The sequence below is a fragment of the Spirillospora sp. NPDC029432 genome (assembly GCF_040703975.1).
Taxonomy (GTDB): Bacteria; Actinomycetota; Actinomycetes; order Streptosporangiales; family Streptosporangiaceae; genus Spirillospora.
Genome location: NZ_JBEZWH010000002.1, coordinates 243,365 through 259,033, shown reverse-complemented (window position 1 = coordinate 259,033; position 15,669 = coordinate 243,365). Strand labels below are relative to the sequence as shown.

Sequence of the window (15,669 nt, the reverse complement as noted above, 5' to 3'; positions counted from 1 at the left end):
CTTCAGGTGGTCTCAGGTGGCCTCGTTGTCGTAGGGCGGGCGCTCGCCGTACTCCAGGCCGCCGGCCGCGGCCGCCGCGTACGACGGCTCGTCGTCGAACAGGCCGCCGGAGCCGCCGCCGCTGGAGCGCACGTCGTCGTCGTGGTCCTCCAGCAGGTGCTTGCGGACGAACGTCTTGGGGTTGAGGTCGGCGACGTCGAAGTCCTTGAACTCCGGGCCGAGCCCCTCCTGCAGGTCCGCCTTGGCGCTGTTGGCCATCTGCCGCAGCTGCCGCAGCGCGCGGCCCGCCTGCCCGGCCGCCTGGGGGAGCTTGTCCCCGAAGATGACCAGGGCGAGCACGACGAGCACCAGCATCTCGCCCAGTCCGACGTCGAACAACCCGACCTCCACGCGCCAAGGGGGCCGGACCCCGCGGTCCGGTCCCCCCAGCGTATCCCCGGTCCGGACGAACCGGACCCCTGCCTCAGCAGGGCCTCAGTTGGCCTGCCCCAACGTGACCTCTACCGTCGTCTCCTTGCCGTCCCGCTGATACGTGACCTTCACCTTGTCGCCGGGTCCGCGGCTGCTGATCTGGGCCGACAGGTCGGCCGGCCCCTCGATCGGCTGGTCGCCCAGCTTGGTGATCACGTCGCCGGGGCGCAGCCCGGCCTTGTCGGCCGCGCTGCCCTTGACGATCGGCTGCACGCCCTGCTGCGCCTGCGTGGCGATCTTCACGCCGGGGCCCTGGTACTGCTGGTCCATCCCGATGCCGAGCTGGGCGCGGCGGGCGCCGCCGGTGTTGATGATCTCCTGGGCGACCCGCTTGCCCTGGTTGATCGGGATGGCGAAGCCGAGGCCGATGCTGCCGCTCTGGCTCTCCCCGCCCAGCCCGCGGCCGCCGAGGGTGGCGATCGCGGTGTTGATGCCGATCACCCGGCCCTTGCCGTCCACCAGCGGGCCGCCGGAGTTGCCGGGGTTGATCGCCGCGTCGGTCTGGATGGCGTTGAGGACCGAGGCGTCCCCGCCGCCCTCGCCGCCGGTCGGCACCGCGCGGTTCATCGAGCTGACGATGCCGGTGGTGACCGAGCCCTGCAGGCCGAGCGGCGAGCCGATGGCGATCACCGGGTCGCCGACCGCGAGGTCGTCGGAGTTGCCGAGCTGGAGCGCCGGCAGCCGGTGCGCGCCCTCGGGCTTCAGCACGGCGATGTCGGAGCTGGGGTCGCGGCCCTTGATCGTGGCGGGCAGCGTCTTCTTGTCGTTGAAGACCACCTGGATCTCGCCGCCGGAGCCGCCGGACGCCACCACGTGGTTGTTGGTGATGATGTAGCCGCCGTTGACGATGAAGCCGGTGCCGCCGGCGCCCTCGCCGCCGGCCGCGGCCACGCGGATCATCACGACGCTCGGCAGCACCTTCTGCGCGATGCCGGCGACCGAGTCCGGCGGCCGGTTCTTGGCCTGGCCGCCGCCGGAGCCGCCGCCGAGGCTGATGCTGCCCGGCTCGTCGCCGTCGCCGGTCGCCAGCACGCCGATCCCGGCGCCGAGGCCGCCGGCCACCAGCGCCACGACCAGCGCGACCACGGCCAGCACGCCCAGGCCGGGCCCGCCCCGCGAGGCGGACGGCAGCGAGGGCACCGGCGCCCAGTTCGGCCCGCCGGGCGGCTGCCCGGGCATGCCCGGGTGCCCCATCGGGCGGGCGCCGGGCGGGCCCATCGGCCCCGCTCCGGGCGGTGCGCCCGGCGGCGGACCGGCCAGCGGCGTCCCGCCGTGCGGCGGCCGCTGCGACTGGTGGGGCGGCCACCCGTACGGCGTGCCCTGGCCGCCCTGTGCCGCGGCGCGCGGGTCGCCGGGCTGCCCGGGCTGCTGGTGCGCGGCCATCCGGGGGTCCTGGTCGTACCCGTGCGGGACGAACCCGGGACGCTGCCGGGCCGGGTCCCCGCCGGGCGGCGGCATCGCGGACGCCGCGGCCTCCCCCGGCACGGGACTCCCCGGCACGGGACTCCCCGGCACGGGACCGTCCGGAACCGGCCCGTCCGGGACGACACCGTCCGGCACGACGCCCTGCACGGGCGCCTCGCCCGGGCCGGGTACGGCGCCGGGGTCGCCGGGGACGGAGCCCTCCGGCACGGGCTGGTCCACCGCCGTCGGGGACGGCGGGGCCGGGATGTCGTCGTCGCGACCGTACGAGTCGGGCGGGGCGAACCCCGCCACCAGCCGGTCGGAGATCCCCGGGGACTCCTTGCCCAGCGCGACCGGCTTCTCCGTCACGGGCGCGCCCGGGTCGTCGAGATCGTCGCGGTCGTCCGGGACGGCGGCGGCCCCGTGATCGTCCTGGGGATCGTCCACGGCCTCCTGCGCGCCACCGGCGCCGGCCGCGTCCTCCCGGGCCCGCCCGGCGTCCTGGTCCAGGTCGTCATCGTCCAGTGACGACCTGACCGGCCCGCGGCTGTCTTCCGTCATCCCCATCTCTCCTACCGAGCATGGTTCTCGTCATCGCGCTCATCGTGCCCAGCGGGGCATGTGATGAGCATAAAAGGCCCTCAACCCCGTTCGCGGGAGCCCATCCTGCTATGTAGGGCGCGTAAACGGCGTACCAGGTTCCATAACATCATTCCCGGGACCGGCCGCGCGCCGTCAGCCGGTGGGATCCACCCAGGAAAGCAGCCGCCGGAACCCTCGCGCCAGCCGCGCGCGCAACGCCCCCTCCCGGCCGGGCAGCGCCGCCGCGACGGCGTCGGCGGTGCCGCCAGGGGCGTCGGTGAGCACCGTGAACACGTACCCGTCGCGCGACCAGACGGCCCAGTGCTCGAGCGCGTCCCGGCGGTACACCGTGCGGCCGCGGCTCCCCGTGCGCCGCCAGCCGGACATGCGGCTCTCGTCGAGCCCGCCGCGCTGGACGAAGACCGACACGCCGGTGAGCCCGTCGGAGTAGCTGAGGTGGACGGCCTCGCCCGGCTCTCCGGTGGCGGGGCGGCGCGCGTCGTACAGCGCCAGGCGTCCCGGCAGCGCGCCCGGAACCGGCCAGCCCCGCTCGCGCAGCGCCGCCAGGTCGCGCCCGTCGAGCCGGTCCGGCCACGGCACGGCGGCCCGTACCCGGGCGGCGGGAGCGGCCGCGGGGCCGGGTGCGGCCGCGTCGTGGACGCGCATCTCGGTGAAGCCCGTGGCGGAGACCCGCCGGCCGCCGGTGTCGAGCAGCTCGCGGCGCATCATCAGGCCGGTCTCGGCGTCGAGCCAGAACCGGCCGGCGGCGGAGCCGTCCGCGCGCCGCGCCTCCACGACCCGGGCCGTACGGCCGCAGACCGCGCCGTCGGGGCGCCGGACGAGCGTGTAGTTGCGGACCAGGAGCCGCAGGGTCTCCGCGGTGAAGCCGACGCCGCCGCTCCAGACGGGGAGGGTGTCCGGCTCGTACGTCCCGCTCCGGGAGCGGGAGCCCGCCTGGACGGCCGCGCCGCCGGACGCGGCCGGCTCGGGGGTGAAGTAGGTGCCGTCGCCGGGCGCGTGCTCGACCCGGACGCGCCGGGTCGTGGCGGCGGTGCCGGTCCAGGCCGTGACGGACTGGAGGCCCTCGAACCGCACCCGGCGCGCCGCGTCGGCCGAGGCGCGCAGCAGCCGTTCGGCCTCGGGGTCGCCGGCGTCCCGGCGGCGGGCCGGCGACTCGGCCGCCGGCGCGAGGCCCAGCGCGAGCGCCGCGGCGAGGCCGCACGCCAGCATGGTGCGCAGCCGCCCCCGGGGCGGCCGGCGGCGCCCCGGCCGGCGGGCCGGGGAGCGCCCGATCACGGCCCCGGCGCGGGCGGTACGGAGGTGCGGTCGTCGACCGGCTCGGTCATCGGCACGTCCCCGGAGGTCAGCGCGTGCTCCACGGCGAACCGGTCGAACGCCGGGGTCACCGTGGGGATCTCCCGCTGGCCGCCGGCGGCGTACGAGGCGGCGCCGAGCCCGAGCACGAGCGTGGCGGCGCCGACGGCGAGGTAGCGGCGGGAGGGCCGGTAGAGGACGGCGGTGGCGCCGGCGCCGCGGCCGCCGGGGCGGGCGGCGCGGCCCGCGGGCCGGTTGTCGCGGGGCCGGGACGCGGCGGGCCTGGGCGCCGCGCCCGCGGGCCGGACGGGGACGGGCCCGGCCGGGACCCGTGATCGTGCCGGGCGGGCGGGCGGCGGCGGATCGTCCGGACCGGCCGCCGGGCCGCCGGGCGCGCCCATGCCGCGCAGCCTCGCCATGAAGTCGGGCGTGGGAAGATCATCGGCGCCGTCGGACGCGGGCAGGCCGCCCAGCCCCCGGAGCCGGCCCTTCAGGCTGCGCAGCGCGTCGGCCTCCGAGCGGCAGCGCTCGCACAACGCGAGATGGGCCAGCGCGCGGTCGCGCTCCTCATGCCCCAGCTCACCGTCGACCAGAGCGGTCAGACGCTCCCCCAGACAACTCACGCGGCTCCCTTGTCGATCAGATGGTCTCGCGCAGTCTCTCGCGCGCCGGTCTCGCTACGCGCCCCCGGGTCCGCCCGGAACGGTCGCCCCGGCCGCCGCCTCCACGGCGCCCGCGGCGGTGGCACCGGCGAGCTCCCCCGTGCCGGTGCCGGCGGCCGCGGTCCCGCGGCGGCGGAGCGGCGCCCGGTGCTCCAGGGCGGCCCGCAGCTGCGCGCGGCCCCGGTGGATCCGGCTGCGCACCGTACCCAGTTTGACACCCAGCGTCGCCGAGATCTCCTCGTACGACAGGCCCTCGATGTCGCACAGCACGACGGCCGCGCGGTATTCGGGGGCCAGGGCGTCCAGTGCCGCCTGGACGTCGGCGTCGAAGTTGTTGTCGTCGAACGCCTGCGCCGGCGTGGGCTCGCGGCCCTGCAGCCGCTCGGCGGCGTCGTCGGCCAGGCCCTCGAAGCGGATCCGCTGGCGGCGCCGGGCCATGTCGAGGAACAGGTTGGTCGTGATCCGGTGCAGCCAGCCCTCGAACGTGCCGGGCGTGTAGTTGGACAGCGACCGGAACACCCGGACGAAGACCTCCTGGGTGAGGTCCTCGGCGTCGTGCTGGTTGCCGGTCAGCCGGTAGGCGAGGCGGTAGACCCGCCCCGAATGCTCGCGGACCACCTCGTCCCAGGACGGAGGCGCCCATTCCGCCTCGGGTGCGTTGTCCCGCGCCGCCGCGGCCTCCCGGCCGCGCCCGGCGGCGGCGGACAGGCCGCCGCCCTGCCGGGGGCCTACCCCCACAGCGCCCTTAAATGTAAGTGCTGCCACTCCCATGGTGCCGGGTTGTTCCTCTCTGATGGCCAACGCTGTCGCTTTGGAACGACACGGTCGCGCCTGGGCTGGGGCGGTTGTGGACCGACGTCAAGTAGAACGTCATGAAAGGCCAGTTGGTTCCCGACCAGCGATATGGTCTTTCCAGCATGAGCCAGGCGGGGGTCCCGCGAGGAGGCAGCCATCAACGCCAGTCAGGCCACCCTGGCCTACGTGGAGGAGTACCTCCCCGAAGACGAGCCATTGCTGAACGCGCGGCGGCGCGGCCAGGAGGTCGGCGCCGCGCCGATCGGGGCGGCCGGCGGAGCGGCCCTGCGGTTCCTGGCGACCCTGATCGGTGCCCGGACGGTCGTGGAGGTCGGTTCCGGCTGCGGCGTCTCGGGGATCTGGCTGCTGCGCGGCATGGCCAAGGACGCGGTCCTGACCAGCGTGGACGTCGAGCCCGAGCACCAGCGGCTGGCCAAGCAGGCGTACGCCGAGGCCGGGCTGGGCGCGTCCCGCACCCGCATGATCACCGGCCGCGCGCTGGAGGTGCTGCCGCGCCTCACCGACGGCGCGTACGACATGGTCTTCTGCGACGCGCTCAAGCACGAGTACCCGGAGTACCTGACGGCGGCGCTGCGGCTGCTGCGGCCGGGGGGCGTGGTGGCGTTCGACAACGCGCTGTGGGGCGACCGGGTCGCCGACCGCTCCGCGCGCGACCCCGACACCGTGGCGATCCGCGAGGTGCACGCGATGATCCGCGAGGACGAGCGGCTGGTGCCCCTTCTCCTCCCGGTCGGCGACGGCCTATTGTGCGCGGTCAAACGCGACTGACGCCTTCCGGAGCGAGTGAGCCCCCATATGGACGGAACCAAGCCCCCCGCACCCGCGCAGGACGAGGAACGGACCACGGAACGGGAACCGGAAAACGCTCCCCCCGAGGCGGCCGATCCCGTGCCCGCCGATAATGGCGCGGCGCCTTTTCAGGTGCGGGTAAAGGCGACCTGGCGCGGGGGCGGGCAGGTGCTCGCGTTCCTGATCCTGGTGCTGGCCTCGGCGGGTTTCGTCGCGGGCGGGCTGTCGGGATCCGGTACGGCCGCGATGGTCTTCGTGGTGCTCGGCGCCCTCGGCGGGGCGCTTTTCGGCACGGGTCTCCTGTCCGCCGCCGGACGCGTGTTCGGGCGGCGGCCCGTGCTGGAGCTGACGGCCGAGGGGGTGCTGCGCCCGGCCCGCTGGCCGCTCCCCCGCCGCGCGGACCGCACGCTGCCGTGGCCGGAGGTGGCGGCGATGACCGCGCTGCGCCGCGGGGTCCCGGGGACGCGCCGCGGCGAGCAGGACTACCTGGTCTTCCTGCCGTCCGCCGAGCTGGTCGAGCTGGCCCGTACGGCGGAGCGGCCGAAGCTGGTGGCGCTGACCCTCACCGACGTGCCCGCGACGGCGGAGGCGGCCGCCTGGTGCTTCGCGGTGGAGCCGGCCTGGGACGCCTCCCTCAAGGAGATCGTCTCCCAGGCCCGCCGCCGCGCCGAGATCCCGGTGATCGACCGCCGCCGCCGCTGACCGGCGGGTCCGGCGGGGTGCGGCGGGCGCAAGCGGGCGCGGGCGGCCGGTCAGGCGGCGGTGGTCAGCCAGGAGAGCAGCAGGCGGGCGCCGAAGCCGGTGGCGCCCTTGCTCAGGTCGCCGTCGTCGGCGGTCGAGCGGCCGGGACCGGCCACGTCCAGGTGCGCCCACGTGCGGTCGCCCACGAACTCGCGCAGGAACAGCGCGGCCATGATCGAGCCGCCGCCGAAGCCGCGCCGCTCGATGTTGGCGACGTCGGCGACGTCGGACTCGATGCCCTGCCGGTACTCCTCGACCATCGGCAGCCGCCAGACGGGCTCCCCGGCCGCGGTGCCCGCCTCGGTCAGCGCGCCGGCGAGGGCGTCGTCGTTGGCGAACAGCGCGCCGTGCCGCAGCCCGAGGGCGACCTTGGCGGCGCCGGTCAGGGTGGCGACGTCCACGACAACGTCGGGGTCGAGTTCGGCGTCGGCGTAGGCGAGCGCGTCCGCGAGGACGAGGCGCCCCTCGGCGTCGGTGTTGAGGACCTCGGAGGTGGTGCCGCCGAAGTGGGTGATCACGTCGCCGGGCCGCATGGCCGACCCGGACGGCATGTTCTCCGCGGCGGCGACCAGGCCCGTCACCCGGTCCCGGACGCCGAGGTCGCGCAGCGCGCCCAGCACCGCCATGATCACGGCACCGCCGGCCATGTCGGTCTTCATCGTCTTCATGCCCTCGTTGGGCTTGAGCGAGAGCCCGCCGGTGTCGAACGTGATGCCCTTGCCGACCAGCACGACGTGCCGTCCGCTGCCGCCGCCCTCGGGCTCGTACGACATCTCGATCAGGCGGGGCGGGCGGGACGAGCCCGCGCCGACCGCCAGCAGGCCGCCGAAGCCGCCGTCGACGAGGTCCTTCTCGTCGCGGACGCGGACCGCCAGCCCGGCGTCGGCGCCGATCTCGCCGGCCCTGGCGGCGAGCCACGACGGGTCCTTCTCGCGGGCGGGGGTGTTGGCCAGGTCACGGGCCAGCGCGGCGGCGCGCGCGATCCGGCCGCCGCGCCCGGCGGCCGCCTCGATCGCGGCGGTGTCGGGCCCGGCCAGCGCGAGGGTGCGCAGGGCGGGCCGGGGCGGCGCGGCACCGATCCGGAAGCCGTACGAGCCCAGCAGCGCGCCCTCGGCGAGCGCGGCCAGGTCGCCGCCGTCCGGGACCCCGGCGACCAGCGTCTCGCGGCCCTTGCCGCGGCGGGCGAGCGCGGCGCCCGCCCGGCGCAGCGCGGCCGGGGAGGCGTCGCCGACGCCGTACAGCAGCAGCTCGCACGGCCGGTCGCCGATCCGCGCGGTGGTGGAGGTCAGCTCGCCGGGCTCGCCCTTGGCGCGGTGCAGGGCGAGCAGCTCGGCCGGCGTGCAGGGCAGCGCCTCCTCCAGTGCCCCCTCCCACGCCTCCTTGAGCGCTCCGGCCACCGCCGCCTCGGGCGCCTCCGGGCCGGGGCGTACGGGCAGGGCCACCACCTCGGCCGCCAGCCGGCCGGCCGCCTCCATGACGTCCGTCCCGGCGGCCTGGATCCGGGTCTCGATGGGCATGGCGGTGGTTCCCCCCTGGGCTCTGGTCGTGCGGAAAGGTCCTGCGGAAAGGTGCTGCGAGGGTGCTGCGAGGGATCGGGCGGAGCGGCGGGGGTCCCGGCGCGCGTGCCGGGACCCGTGACCGTTCAGGAATCCGGGTCGGGCTCTGGCCGGGGAGCGGCCCCCGGTCCCCCGGCGAGATCGACCGGCGTTCCTGCCTGCAGCGGGCTCAGCCCACGACTTCCTTGAGCGCGTCGCCGAGTTCCTTGGCCTCGTCGGCGGAGAGCTCGACCACGAGGCGGCCGCCGCCTTCGAGAGGGACCCGCATGACGATTCCGCGTCCCTCCTTGGTCACTTCGAGCGGACCGTCTCCCGTCCGCGGCTTCATCGCCGCCATGCGTGCATCCCCTTCCTGCCTAGGGCCGCGTGGGGCCTCCGGGCACCGTTGGCCGCGTGGCCGCCTGTCGCATCCGCGTCATCAGTAATGGTTCATTATCCCGTGTTCGGAGCGCGAAGTGGTAACGATCAGCGAGCGGGGGCCTGGAGACTGGCTCCATGAACGCTCGTTCGGCGCTGTTCGATCTGTACGGCGACCATCTGCGGGAGCGCGGCGGAAGGGCGCCGATCGCGGCGCTGGTGAGGCTGCTGGCCCCGCTGGGGGTGGCCGCTCCCGCCGTACGGACCGCGGTCTCGCGCATGGTCCGGCAGGACTGGCTGGAGCCGGTGCGGCTGCCGGGCGGGCCCGGCTACCGGCTCACCCCGCGGGCCGTCCGGCGCCTGGACGAGGCCGCTCACCGCATCTACCGCGATCTGGGCCCGTGGGACGGCCGGTGGCATCTCCTGGTGGTCGAGCGGGTCCGCGAGCGCGCCCGCCGGGACCGGCTCGCGGCGGGGCTGGCGTACCTCGGCTACGCCCGGCTGGACGAGACCACGTGGATCGGCCCGCGCGCGAGCCCGGAGCTGGACCCGCTGCTGGCCGCCGAGTCCGTCCGGGCCGAGCGCTTCGGCTCCGCCTACGAGGGCGACGCGCACGGCCTGGTCGCGCGGGCCTGGGACCTGGACGGCCTGGCGCGCGCGTACGAGCGCTGGCTGGCCGACGCCGAGCAGATGCTGGCCGAGGGGCCGGTGGAGAGCGACGAGCAGGCGTTCGCGGTACGGAGCCGGCTCGTCCACGAATGGCGCAAGTTCCTGTTCCAGGATCCAGGGCTGCCCCCGGAGCTGCTGCCGGAAGGCTGGCCGGGCATGCTGGCAGCACGCTTCTTCGACGACGCCGCGGCCCGGCTCTTGCCCGCGGCGAGGCGGTTCGTCGATGGTTGCCTGGAGGATCCACGTGGAGATTGCGAGGACGACGGTGTCTGACACGGTGCTGTACGACCTGACCGACGGTGTGGCCACGATCACGCTCAACCGTCCGGACGCGATGAACTCGCTGACGGTCGAGATGAAGGAGGCCCTGGGCGAGGCGGTACGGCGCGCGGCGGAGGACGACGCCGTGCGGGCCGTCCTGCTCACCGGTGCCGGGCGGGCGTTCTGCGCCGGCCAGGACCTGCGCGAGCACGCCGGGAACCTCGCGTCCGGGAAGGGCCTGGACGACACCGTCCGCAAGCACTACAACCCGGTCGTCGAGGGCCTGGCCAAAATGCCCAAGCCGGTGGTCGCGGCCGTGAACGGCGTCGCCGCCGGGGCGGGCGCGGCGCTGGCGTTCGCCTGCGACCTGGTGATCGCCTCGGAGAGGTCGTCGTTCGCGACCGCGTTCACCAAGATCGGCCTGGCGCCGGACAGCGGGATGTCGTGGACGCTGCAGCGGCTGGTGGGCCGCGCGAAGGCCGCCGAGCTGCTGCTGCTCGCCGAGCCCGTCAAGGCGCCCGAGGCGCTGGAGCTGGGGCTGGTGTCCCGGCTCGTCCCGGCCGACGAACTGGCGCCCGCGTCCGTGGAGCTGGCCCGCCGGCTGGCCGCCGGCCCGACCCGCTCGTACGCCGCCGTCAAGGAGGCGCTGGACCACGCGGCGAGCCACGACCTGACCTCCTCGCTGGAGATGGAGGCCGTCCTCCAGGACCGGTGCGAGAAGACCGAGGACCACCGCAACGCCACGGAGGCGTTCCTGAAGAAGGAGCAGCCGGTCTTCCAGGGCCGCTAGGGACGCCGGGAACCACCGGGGTCCCCGGTCAGCCGGTCAGCCGGCCCGCAGGTGGGTCAGGACGGCCAGCACCCGCCGGTGGTCGTCGGGCGTCTGGTGCAGGTCGAGCTTGGTGAAGATCGAGCCGACATGCTTGATCACGGCCGCCTCGGAGACCACCAGCGCGCGGGCGATCGCCCCGTTGGAGCGGCCCTCGGCCATCAGGGCGAGGACCTCGCGCTCGCGCGGGGTCAGCCGTTCGATCGGGGCGTCCCCGGCGCGCCGGGCCAGCAGCCCGCGGACGACGTCCGGGTCGATCACCGTGCCGCCGCCGGCCACCTCGACCAGCGCCTCGACGAACTCGGTGACCTCGCCGACCCGGTCCTTGAGCAGGTAGCCGACCGCGCCGCCGGTCTGGAGCAGGTCGGCGGCGTACGACTGCTCGACGTACTGCGACAGGACCAGCACCGGCAGGCCGGGCCGTTCGCCGCGCAGCGCCAGCGCGGCGCGCAACCCTTCGTCGCGGAAGCCGGGCGGCATCCGGACGTCGGTGACGACGATGTCCGGCTCCTGCTCGGCGACCGCGCCGGCGAGGCCGGGGGCGTCGGCCACGGCGGCCACGACCTCGTGGTCGAAGCGGGCGAGGATCTGGCTCAGGCCCTCCCTGAGCAGCACCGAGTCCTCGGCGATCACGACGCGCACGGAATCTCCACTCGCAGGATCGTAGGGCCGCCGGGCGGGCTGGACACCCGCAGCGTCCCGTCGTGGACGGCGACCCGGTCGGCCAGCCCTTGCAGGCCGCTGCCCTTGGCGGCGTCGGCACCACCCGCGCCGTCGTCGCGGACCTCCGCGACCAGCGCCTTCCCGGCCGTCCGCAGGGTCACCCTGGCCCGGCTCGCGCCGCTGTGCTTGGCCACGTTCGCCAGCGCCTCCGCGATCACGAAGTACGCGGCGGACTCGACGCTCTCCGGCGGCCGCACGGGCAGGTCGGCGTCCACGTCCACCGGTACCGCCGACCGCTCGGCCAGCGACTCCACGGCCGCCGCCAGCCCGCGGTCGGTCAGCACCGAGGGGTGGATGCCGCGGACCAGGTCGCGCAGCTCCGCCAGGGCGGCCCTGGCCTCGCCGCGCGCCTTCTCGATCAGCGCCGGGTCGCCGGCGTCCAGCTTCGCCAGCCCGAGCATCATGATCAGCCCGGTGAGCCGCTGCTGGGCGCCGTCGTGCAGGTCGCGCTCGATCCGGCGGCGCTCGGCCTCGAACGCGTCCGCCATCCGCGCCCGCGACGCCCGGACCTCGACCAGCTCCTCCTCCACCGGCCGGACGAGGAGCGCCCGCGCCAGCGCGGCCCGCGCCCCGGCCAGCGCGGTCATCGCGTACAGGCCGAGGACGAAGACGGCCACCGCCGCCGCGGCGACCGCCCAGGCCTCGCCCTCCGTGTCCACGGAGCCGACGGTGCCGTACATGATCCGGTCGCCGTGCCCGACGAGCATGGGCGCCGACGCGTGGACGGTCGAGCCCACGATCACGGTGAACGGGACGACGATGTCCACGATCGACAGGAGGGACGACACCAGCGCGTACCCCAGTTCCCGCCAGGTCGCGGTCTCCCGCAGGCGGAAGCCGAGCCAGGGCCTGAACCCGGGGCGCGGGGGCGGGCGGTGCGGGGTCGGGGCGGGGCGCGGATCGAGCAGGCGCAGCCGGCGCCGCTCGGCGGCCGCGTACCCGACCGCCGACATCGGCAGCATGGCCAGCAGTACCAGCCCGACGACGAACGGCGCCGTGAGCGTCCCGGCGACGGCCAGTCCCGCCACCACGGTCACCCAGACGGCGGAGAGGGGGTAGCCGACCACCAGGAACAGGAGGGAGCGCCAGGGCCAGGACGAGAGCAGGAAGCGCAGCGGGTTGCCCGCCATCGCCCGCCACACGGTCCGGTCCGTCACGTGCCGACCGTATTCGATGCGCGGGCCAGAAGATCCCGAAGGCGCTCGTAGGAGGCGTCCCAGCTCCACTCCTCCCGGACCCAGGCCCGGCCCTTCTCGCCCATCGCCCGGCGGGTCCCGGCATCCTGCAGCAGCCCGATCAAGCGGTCGGCGATCCGCGGCACGGAGTCGCCGTCGACGACGTGCCCGGTCTCGCCGTCCCGTACCGCGTCCGGGGCGCCGCCCGCGTCCCCCGCGATCACGGGGAGCCCGGCGGCGGCCGCCTCCAGGTAGACGATCCCGAGCCCTTCGGTCTCCAGCCCGAGGCGCCGGGAGCGGCACGGCATCGCGAACACGTCGGCGGCGGCGTAGAACGGCGCGATCTCGGCATGCGGGTGCCCGCCGGCGAACACCACCCCCTCCCCCGCCATCCCGTGCAGCCAGAAGTCCTGCGGCCCCGACCCGACGATCAGCAGCCGGGCGCCCGGCACGGCCTCGCGCACGGCGGGCATCGCGCGGATGAGCTGGTCGTTCCCCTTGCGCGGGACGAGCCGGGCGACGCTCAGCACCACGGGCGCGTCCCCCAGCCGGTAGCGCCGCCGGATCTCCGCGCGGGCGGCGGCGTCCGGCCGGAACGCCTCGGCGTCCACGCCCGGGACGAGCCGGGCGGTCCGGGCGCGGGGCCCCAGCGCCGGCGCGATCCGGGCCCGGGTGTGCTCGGTCAGGTAGGTCACGTACCCCGCCTGGTCCCCGATCCGCCGCAGCACCCGCCGGAACCCGGGGACGCCCGCCCACCAGATCTCGTGGCCGTGCGTCGTGGCGACCGACGGCAGCCCGATGGCGCCGGCCAGCAGCCCGAGCGGGGCGGCGGCCCCGAACCACACGCGGTCGCAGCCGTGCGCGGCCGCGAGCCGCCGCGCGTTCCGCGCCACCCGCCGCGTCGGCAGCAGCGTCCGCGACCGGTCCCGGAACACGGGGAACGGCAGTGCGGCGTCGAACGCGGCCGCGCCCGGCTCGTCCGAGGTGTAGACGGCCACCTCGCCGGGCGGGAACCGGCGCGCCAGCTCGTACACGAAGGTCTCGATGCCGCCCTGCCGGGGCGGGAAGTCGTTGGTGACGATCAGGCAACCAGGCACAGCTCTTCCTCCTGCTTCTGCGCGGGGGCGGGAACGGGCGCGGCCAGGTGCGCCCAGAGGGCCAGGACGGCCGGGTAGACGAGGTAGCCCCAGCGGGTGGCGGGCATGAGGGCCATGGCCAGCAGCAGCCCCAGCGACAGCCTCAGCGCGGCGGAGCGGGCGTCGCGCGGCGGCCGTACGGCCAGCGAGACGGCCATCCCGAGCGCGGCCAGCCCGAGCAGCGCGAGCGCGGCGGCGTGCCCGTACGCCCCCAGGTCGGCGAGCAGCCGTCCCGGCAGCGGGCTCGCGGCCGGCGAGTCGACCCCGGCGAGCCCCAGCGGGAACCGCACCACGTTCAGGAGGAACCCCTGCGGGTCGATGAGCGCCGGCACCAGCACCCCGGCCGCGACGACGCCGCCCGCCACCATCGCGAACGCGCTCCAAGGGGCCCGTGCACACGCGGCGGGAACCGGCGCCATGCGGGCTTCGCGGGTGCGGTGCCGGCGCGCGGCGATCAGCACGAGGCAGACGATCAAGGCGGGCCAGGCGGTGGCCTTGAGGGTCGCGGCGACGCCCATCACGAGGCCGGCCGCGGCGGGGCGGTCCCGGACGGCCAGGGCGAGCCCCAGGCAGGCGAGGCCGATCACCGGGAGGTCGTCGCCGCCGACGGTCAGCGGGAGGGCGACCAGGGGCGAGGCGGCGATGAAGAGCAGGGGGAGCAGGGGCAGGCGGAGGTCCCGGCGGGCGCTGCTCGCCACCAGCAGCGCCACGAAGAGGGCGCCGAAGACGAGGCGGGCGTCCACACCGGCGAGCGCGTGGGGCAGCCCCAGCAGGGCCATCCCGGGCAAGTACGGGTTGAACGCCTCGTACCCGCCGTGCGCCGCCGCCTCCGCAGGGCCCAGGTAGGGGGTGCCGTGCTCCAGCAGGTGCGCCGCCGAGCGGTGCACGACGTCCACCTCCGGCTGCGCCTGGCCGAGCGCGGCGAGGACGGCCAGCGGCAGCGGCACCGCTCCCGCGAGGACGGCGCCCGCGACGGCCGCCGGGCGTTCCCGGCCCCGGGGGTGGAGGGCGGCGAGCGCGCCGAGGCCGTACGCGGCGGCGGCGATCGTGCCCCACGTGCGGTGCGGCGCCAGCGCGGTGACGGCCGCCGTCGCGGCGGCGAACACCGCGCACGCCGCGTAGAGGGCGGGTATCGGGAAGAGGCGCGGCCACGGTCGCGGTACGGCGGCACGGGCAGGGGAAGGCAGCATCGGCATTCGCTCCGGCAGGTTCGTGAGCTGGGATCTCTCGTACCGTCCAGGCAACCGCCGGAGCGCCCGGAGATCATTGGACCTGACCGCCGACCTCGGGGTAGACCCAGCCATACCCGGCCGCTCGACCTGACGGGAGCCGGAGGTAGGGCAGACCCGAGGGGAACCTCTCGGGATCACGCCAATGCGCCGGGGCCCCGGCCCGGGATTGGCTGGACGGCATGGCACCCACACCCACCGCACCGCCGCTCGCGCACGTCCACGAAGACCGGGTCGCGGCGGCGATCGACCTCGTCAGGACCTACGGCACCGGGGACGGCGCGGTCACGGCGCTGCGCGGCGTCTCCGTGGCGTTCGCGCGCGGCCGGTTCACCGCGATCATGGGCCCGTCCGGGTCCGGCAAGTCGACGCTGCTGCACTGCCTGGCGGGGCTCGACCAGGTCACCTCGGGGCGGGTGCTGGTCGGCGACGCGGACCTGACCGCGCTGTCGCGGACCCGCCTGGCGAAGCTGCGCCGGGACCGGCTCGGCTTCGTGTTCCAGTCGTTCAACCTGCTGCCGATGCTGACCGCCGAGGAGAACATCCGGCTCACCGGCCGGCTGGCGGGCCGCCGCGCCGACCGGGAGTGGTTCGGGACGCTGGTGGACGCGCTGGGCCTGCGGGACCGGCTCGGGCACCGGCCGGCGGAGCTGTCCGGCGGGCAGCAGCAGCGGGTCGCGGTCGCGCGGGCGCTGCTCAACCGGCCCGAGGTGCTGTTCGCGGACGAGCCCACCGGCAACCTCGACTCCCGTTCGGGCGCCGAGGTGCTGGGCTTCCTGCGGACCGCGGTGGACGGCTTCGGGCAGACGGTGATCATGGTGACGCACGACCCGTCGGCCGCCGCGCACGCCGACCGGGTGCTGTTCCTGGCCGACGGCCGCATCGTGGACGAGCTGGACGCCCCCACGACCGACGGCGTGCACGCCGCGATGCGCCGGCTGGAGGGCTGACGGCG

The 15,669-nt window shown here is 75.9% G+C and carries 16 protein-coding genes; 5 read left to right on the top strand and 11 right to left on the bottom strand.

Annotated features, from left to right (window positions below):
• Positions 1-12: 12 nt before the first annotated feature.
• The 5 genes from AB0881_RS02645 to sigE all read right to left on the bottom strand — a co-directional run bounded on the left by AB0881_RS02645 (position 13) and on the right by sigE (position 5,204).
• Entirely contained in the window at positions 13-378 is a 366-nt protein-coding gene (locus AB0881_RS02645; RefSeq protein WP_366613697.1) for a sec-independent translocase, read from the bottom strand.
• A gap of 96 nt (positions 379-474) precedes the next feature.
• Positions 475-2,436 carry a trypsin-like peptidase domain-containing protein gene (locus AB0881_RS02640; protein ID WP_366613696.1) on the bottom strand — a complete coding sequence of 654 codons (1,962 nt, stop codon included), beginning with the start codon at positions 2,434-2,436 and terminating at the stop codon, positions 475-477.
• 174 nt (positions 2,437-2,610) lie between these two features.
• Positions 2,611-3,753 carry a sigma-E factor regulatory protein RseB domain-containing protein gene (locus tag AB0881_RS02635; RefSeq protein WP_366613695.1) on the bottom strand — a complete coding sequence of 381 codons (1,143 nt, stop codon included), beginning with the start codon at positions 3,751-3,753 and terminating at the stop codon, positions 2,611-2,613.
• Entirely contained in the window at positions 3,750-4,394 is a 645-nt protein-coding gene (locus AB0881_RS02630; protein WP_366613694.1) for a zf-HC2 domain-containing protein, read from the bottom strand. Before AB0881_RS02630 ends, AB0881_RS02635 begins: the two co-directional genes overlap by 4 nt.
• A gap of 54 nt (positions 4,395-4,448) precedes the next feature.
• Positions 4,449-5,204 carry an RNA polymerase sigma factor SigE gene (gene sigE, locus AB0881_RS02625; protein WP_366613720.1) on the bottom strand — a complete coding sequence of 252 codons (756 nt, stop codon included), beginning with the start codon at positions 5,202-5,204 and terminating at the stop codon, positions 4,449-4,451.
• Between the two features lie 210 nt (positions 5,205-5,414).
• Here sigE and AB0881_RS02620 point away from each other — a divergent pair, with 210 nt between their 5' ends.
• Together AB0881_RS02620 and AB0881_RS02615 are read left to right on the top strand one after the other, a co-directional pair.
• Complete coding sequence (locus AB0881_RS02620) at positions 5,415-6,017, top strand: O-methyltransferase (RefSeq protein WP_366613693.1); 603 nt, start codon at positions 5,415-5,417, stop codon at positions 6,015-6,017.
• A gap of 153 nt (positions 6,018-6,170) precedes the next feature.
• Positions 6,171-6,740, top strand: a complete 570-nt coding sequence (locus AB0881_RS02615; RefSeq protein ID WP_366613692.1) for a hypothetical protein — start codon at positions 6,171-6,173, stop codon at positions 6,738-6,740.
• Between the two features lie 50 nt (positions 6,741-6,790).
• On the opposite strand, the gene AB0881_RS02610 is transcribed toward AB0881_RS02615, so the two are convergent.
• Positions 6,791-8,296, bottom strand: coding sequence for a M17 family metallopeptidase (locus tag AB0881_RS02610; protein ID WP_366613691.1), 1,506 nt, complete (start codon positions 8,294-8,296; stop codon positions 6,791-6,793).
• A gap of 208 nt (positions 8,297-8,504) precedes the next feature.
• The gene (locus AB0881_RS02605; protein WP_151568744.1) at positions 8,505-8,672 is read right to left on the bottom strand and encodes a DUF3117 domain-containing protein; all 168 of its coding nucleotides are present in this window, start codon (positions 8,670-8,672) and stop codon (positions 8,505-8,507) included.
• Positions 8,673-8,830: 158 nt separating this feature from the next.
• Here AB0881_RS02605 and AB0881_RS02600 point away from each other — a divergent pair, with 158 nt between their 5' ends.
• A complete protein-coding gene (locus AB0881_RS02600) occupies positions 8,831-9,634 on the top strand; it encodes a PaaX family transcriptional regulator C-terminal domain-containing protein (RefSeq protein ID WP_366613690.1) in 804 nt (267 codons plus the stop codon).
• On the top strand, positions 9,585-10,412 hold the full coding sequence (locus tag AB0881_RS02595) for an enoyl-CoA hydratase-related protein (protein WP_366613689.1): 828 nt from the start codon (positions 9,585-9,587) through the stop codon (positions 10,410-10,412). The genes AB0881_RS02600 and AB0881_RS02595 overlap by 50 nt, the downstream gene beginning before the upstream one ends.
• 36 nt (positions 10,413-10,448) lie before the next feature.
• Here the strand turns inward: AB0881_RS02595 and AB0881_RS02590 are convergent, their stop codons facing one another.
• Genes AB0881_RS02590 through AB0881_RS02575 form a run of 4 tightly spaced genes read right to left on the bottom strand, consistent with a single transcriptional unit; the run spans position 10,449 to position 14,675 of the window.
• Complete coding sequence (locus AB0881_RS02590; RefSeq protein WP_366613688.1) at positions 10,449-11,093, bottom strand: response regulator transcription factor; 645 nt, start codon at positions 11,091-11,093, stop codon at positions 10,449-10,451.
• On the bottom strand, positions 11,081-12,331 hold the full coding sequence (locus AB0881_RS02585; protein WP_366613687.1) for a sensor domain-containing protein: 1,251 nt from the start codon (positions 12,329-12,331) through the stop codon (positions 11,081-11,083). Before AB0881_RS02585 ends, AB0881_RS02590 begins: the two co-directional genes overlap by 13 nt.
• Positions 12,328-13,446: a glycosyltransferase family 4 protein gene (locus tag AB0881_RS02580; RefSeq protein ID WP_366613686.1), complete on the bottom strand. Its 1,119-nt coding sequence runs from the start codon at positions 13,444-13,446 to the stop codon at positions 12,328-12,330. Before AB0881_RS02580 ends, AB0881_RS02585 begins: the two co-directional genes overlap by 4 nt.
• A complete protein-coding gene (locus AB0881_RS02575) occupies positions 13,431-14,675 on the bottom strand; it encodes a glycosyltransferase 87 family protein (RefSeq protein WP_366613685.1) in 1,245 nt (414 codons plus the stop codon). The genes AB0881_RS02580 and AB0881_RS02575 overlap by 16 nt, the downstream gene beginning before the upstream one ends.
• Positions 14,676-14,896: 221 nt before the next feature.
• Here AB0881_RS02575 and AB0881_RS02570 point away from each other — a divergent pair, with 221 nt between their 5' ends.
• The gene (locus AB0881_RS02570; protein WP_366613684.1) at positions 14,897-15,664 is read left to right on the top strand and encodes an ABC transporter ATP-binding protein; all 768 of its coding nucleotides are present in this window, start codon (positions 14,897-14,899) and stop codon (positions 15,662-15,664) included.
• Positions 15,665-15,669 lie beyond the last annotated feature (5 nt).